We start from the raw sequence: 4182 nt of genomic DNA, 5'->3' as shown, positions 1-4182 counted from the left end.
ACGCGGACGACGTTCGTCGCGCGGGGGCCCTTGGGGGCCTGTTCGATCTCGAACTCGAGCTCGGTGCCCTCTGTGAGATCCTCGCCGCCGACGTCTTCCATATGGAAGAACACGTCCTCGTCAGCGTCCTCTGTCTCGATGAAACCGTGACCGCCCGTGTCGTTGAAGAAGTCAACCGTACCGTTTGCCATTGCAGGTGTACGAACGTCGGATTCGGTCATAAGGCTTCCGTAATGGATTCAAAAAATACCGACTTCGGGCCGACAAACGCCGACGGCCGGGTCCGCCACCGGATCCGGACGGCTTTTGCACCGGGAGCACCCACCGGAGACCGATGGACGAGGACCTCCGCGACCGGGTCGAGCGGGCGGCCGAGAAACACGCCCTGCTCAACGCGGTCAAATACGACAGCGACGCCGACGTCGGCGCGATCATGGGCCCGTTGATGGGCGAGAACCCCGAGTTCCGCCCCCACGGCGACGAGGTCCCCGGCATTGTCGGCAGCGTGGTGGCGCGCGTCAACGACCTCTCGGTCGCCGATAAGCGGGAGCGCCTGGAGGAGGTCGCCCCCGAGGAACTCGCGGAGATCGAAGCCGACGACGACGACGAAGACGAGCACGCCCTCCCGGACCTCCCGACCGTCGACACGTACGACGAAATCCGGATGCGTGCCGCCCCCAACCCCAACGGCCCCTGGCACATCGGCCACGCCCGGATGCCCGCCGTGATCGGGACGTACAAGCAGCGGTACGACGGCTCCTTCGTCGTCCGGTTCGACGACACCGACCCCGAGACGAAACGCCCGGACCTCGCTGCCTACGACGCGATCCTCGACGACATCGACTACCTGGGGTTCGACCCCGACGAGGTGCTTCTCGCCTCGGATCGCCTGGAGACGTACTACGACCACGCCCGCGACCTGATCGACGCCGGCGGCGCCTACACCTGCTCGTGTCCGGGCGGGGAGTTCTCGGAGATGAAGAACGCCGCCGAGGCGTGCCCCCATCGCGACAAGAACCGGGAGACCACCCACGAGGAGTTCGAGGCGATGGTCGACGGCGAGTACGACGCCGGAGAGATGGTCCTCCGAGTCCGGACCGACATCGACCACAAGAACCCCGCGCTCCGCGACTGGGTGGCGTTCCGGATGATCGACACGCCGCACCCGAGGCCCGAGGCCGAGGAGTACCGGTGTTGGCCGATGCTCGACTTCCAGTCCGGCGTCGACGACCACCTCACCGGCGTGACGCACATCATCCGCGGGATCGACCTCCAGGATTCGGCGAAACGCCAGCAGTTCGTCTACGACTACTTCGGGTGGGAGTACCCCGAGGTCGTCCACTGGGGGCACGTCCAGGTCGACGCCTACGACGTCCAGCTCTCGACGTCGACGCTGAAAGCGAAGATCGACGCGGGCGACCTCGACGGATGGGACGACCCCCGCGCGCCCACGCTCGCCAGCCTCCGGCGCCGCGGCATCCGCGGGGCGGCCGTCGTGGAGGCGCTCGCGGCGCTCGGCACCTCCTCGGCGAACGTCGACCTCGCGATGAGCTCGGTCTACGCGGCGAACCGCAGCCGCGTCAACGACGGTGCCGAGCGGTACTTCCTCGTGCGCGACAGGGAGCGCTTCGACGTCGAGGGCGGCTCCGACGCCGGCAACCCGCCGCTACACCCCGACCACGAGGAGCGCGGCGATCGGACGATCCCCGTCGACGGCGGCGTCGTGCTCGAACCCGAGGACGTTCCCGAAGCGGGCGACCGGGTCTGGCTGAAGGGGTACGCCTGCGTCCGGCGCGAGGGCGACCGGCTCGTCGTGACCGACGACGACATCGGGGTGGTTCGGTCCGGCGACGCGGACGTGGTCCACTGGGCACCCACCGAGGGGACCGTGCCGGTCCGGATGCGGACGCCCGACGGCGACGTGACGGGCGTGGCCGAACCCGACTTCGCGGAGACCGCCGTCGACGACGTGGTCCAGTTCGAGCGGATCGGGTTCGTCCGGGTGGACGACCACGGTGACGACGGGAGCGTCGTCTACTGGGCGCACCCATAGGCGGCTGCGCCGGAGTGGCGGACGCGTCACTCGTGGCGTGTTGTGCGCGCGACCCCGCGTCCCGGTCGTACGCCCGCTGCGGGGCCGCCGCACCGGACCACTCTCCCGAACTCCCGTGTCGACCCGGCGAAACTCCGGTGAATCCGGGTTGAATACCGGTGAAATCGGCGCAAACCCGGTTCAGCGCCGGTCCGGTTTACATGGCTCCCGCTCCCCTGTCCGAGTGAGGATCGACAATGAACCGAACCAAACCGGTCGCAATCGCGCTCGCCGTCCTCGTCGCCGCGACGGGTGTGGCGGCCGCGGTCCCGGGTAGCACAGTCGCGGCAGACAACGGTGGCGCCTCGGACGCGGCCGACGCGTCCGGCCCCGCGGGCGACGACGGCGTGGAACACAGTTCCACGAGTGGCCGGACGGCCTCCGACGACGCGGCCGGACAGGCCGGCCCGCCCGGTGACCTCCCCGGCCCGGTTCCGGACTTCGTCTCGCGGCTCCACGGCCTGATCAACGGGTTCATCGACGGCACCGTCGACACCCTCGGATCGGCCGTGAGCGACGTCGCGGGCGGCGACCGGGCCGACAGCGGCGACGAGAGCAGTGCCGAAAACGCGGACGAGTAACGAACCCGTCCGACCCCGTCGATCCGTCCGCTTCGGCCCTCCGATCGACAGCGCGTTTCGAGACATACCGAGGAACCTGATACCATGAACCTGAAACTGCTACTCGCCGCCGTGGTCGTCGTCGGAGCCGGAGCCGGGGTTATCGTCGTCGCCGGCGACGTGCTCCCGGGCGGGACCCCGGAGACCGACTCCGAGGCGTTCCCGACGGCCACACCCGGCGGCGAGGCGGCAACGACGAGCGACAGCAACGGAACAGCCACACCGACCACCGACGAGGCGTCGACCCCGACGCCGCCGTTCGGCTTCGCGATCGACACCATCGAGGAGTGCGGACAGACCTGCCGTGACGTCACCTCGACGTTGACAAACCAGCAGGACACCACCGCCGAGAACGTCACCGTCCACACCCGGATCCTCGCCGGTCAAGGAACCGACGGCGACGTCGTCTGGCGGGGCAACGAGGACGTCGGAACGCTGCCCGCGGGCGACTCGTACACCACCACCCGGCAGGTCGAACTGTCGTTCTCCGACGCGCTGACGATCGAGAACAGCGACGGGTGGATCACCGTCCAGACGACCGTCGAGACCGAAGGCGGAGCGGTGACGTTCACCGATGAACGGCAGGTGGCCTGAGCCCGTTTCCACCGGCGTACTGCGGGGCGGCTCCCGCTCGCTTAGCTCGGCCGCCACCGGCCGCCGATCTCGTCGCGGGGGTAGTCACGGTACGTTCCCTCCAGGAAGGTGGTGACCCGCCCGTCCTCCTCGCTGAGTGTGACCGCCCAGATGACGTCCTCGCGGAGCGACGTCTCCAGCGCGCTCAAGTGTTTGGTTCCCATCCAGTCGGCGGGGTTGAGGCCGTCGAGACCCGACACCTCCTCCCGTGGCGGATTCCGGACGCGAACCATCTGCTCTTGGATCGTGCCGTCCGCGGTCACGATGACCGCGCCGTCCTGCGTGGCCGCCACGTCCCGGGCGACGTCAGTGAACGTGTCCTGCGATTCGGTGACGATCTTACACCGGTTCACCGGCCACTTGTTCGCGCCGAGGGGGTCGGTGTAGCCGTCGAAACTCATCTCCGCGACGATCAGGAAGTAGAGGCTGGGGCCGGAGACGTGCTGTTCGCCCCACCGATCGAACCCGAGGCTCAGCGACTCGGCAGTGTACCTGATCTGATCCATGAGCGCCTGGCTCGTGGCGTACCGCTTCTTGACCCGATCGAGCGCATCCATCCTACTCGTTGAATGTGGCTATGGATACATGAATGTTGTTCGCGAATCCGTGGTACTGTTTATACTGTTGGCTATAACTACGTGAAGATTTTCGACACCCCGGGGTGTGGAAAATCGTCACGGGACGATAGCCGACAGTATCAGCCGAACGCGACCAACCCGACACCTTTATCGAAACACACCGGCTCGCACCGAACAACGTCGCTACGATGGTATCGGGTGCGCAGCTTCTCGACGTTCTCCTCAACGGCCTGACGATCGGGATGGTCTACGTGCTCGT

Annotated in this window: 5 protein-coding genes; 3 read left to right on the top strand and 2 right to left on the bottom strand. The window is 67.6% G+C overall.

The window, feature by feature from the left end:
- Positions 1–191 (bottom strand): cold-shock protein (locus Q0925_RS03995; protein ID WP_299332120.1); only part of this gene is annotated, 191 nt, incomplete at its 3' end.
- 143 nt (positions 192–334) lie between these two features.
- Between Q0925_RS03995 and Q0925_RS03990 the strand changes: the two genes are divergently transcribed.
- From Q0925_RS03990 to Q0925_RS03980, 3 genes are all read left to right on the top strand, one after another.
- Positions 335–2053, top strand: coding sequence for a glutamate--tRNA ligase (locus Q0925_RS03990; protein WP_299332118.1), 1719 nt, complete (start codon positions 335–337; stop codon positions 2051–2053).
- A gap of 236 nt (positions 2054–2289) precedes the next feature.
- Positions 2290–2673 carry a hypothetical protein gene (locus tag Q0925_RS03985; RefSeq protein ID WP_299332117.1) on the top strand — a complete coding sequence of 128 codons (384 nt, stop codon included), beginning with the start codon at positions 2290–2292 and terminating at the stop codon, positions 2671–2673.
- An 84-nt stretch (positions 2674–2757) separates the two neighbouring features.
- Positions 2758–3306, top strand: coding sequence for a hypothetical protein (locus Q0925_RS03980; protein WP_299332115.1), 549 nt, complete (start codon positions 2758–2760; stop codon positions 3304–3306).
- Positions 3307–3347: 41 nt separating this feature from the next.
- On the opposite strand, the gene Q0925_RS03975 is transcribed toward Q0925_RS03980, so the two are convergent.
- Positions 3348–3902, bottom strand: a complete 555-nt coding sequence (locus tag Q0925_RS03975) for a diadenylate cyclase (protein WP_299332113.1) — start codon at positions 3900–3902, stop codon at positions 3348–3350.
- Positions 3903–4182 lie beyond the last annotated feature (280 nt).

Origin of the sequence: Haloplanus sp., assembly GCF_028275055.1 — an archaeon.
Taxonomy (GTDB): Archaea; Halobacteriota; Halobacteria; order Halobacteriales; family Haloferacaceae; genus Haloplanus.
This window is presented reverse-complemented; position numbering and strand designations above follow the sequence as displayed.

Bases quoted from the DNA above. Each gene is read 5' to 3' on its own strand.
- Q0925_RS03975 (WP_299332113.1), bottom strand. From the start codon at position 3,902: ATGGATGCGCTCGATCGGGTCAAGAAGCGGTACGCCACGAGCCAGGCG.
- Q0925_RS03980 (WP_299332115.1), top strand. From the start codon at position 2,758: ATGAACCTGAAACTGCTACTCGCCGCCGTGGTCGTCGTCGGAGCCGGA.
- Q0925_RS03990 (WP_299332118.1), top strand. From the start codon at position 335: ATGGACGAGGACCTCCGCGACCGGGTCGAGCGGGCGGCCGAGAAACAC.
- Q0925_RS03985 (WP_299332117.1), top strand. From the start codon at position 2,290: ATGAACCGAACCAAACCGGTCGCAATCGCGCTCGCCGTCCTCGTCGCC.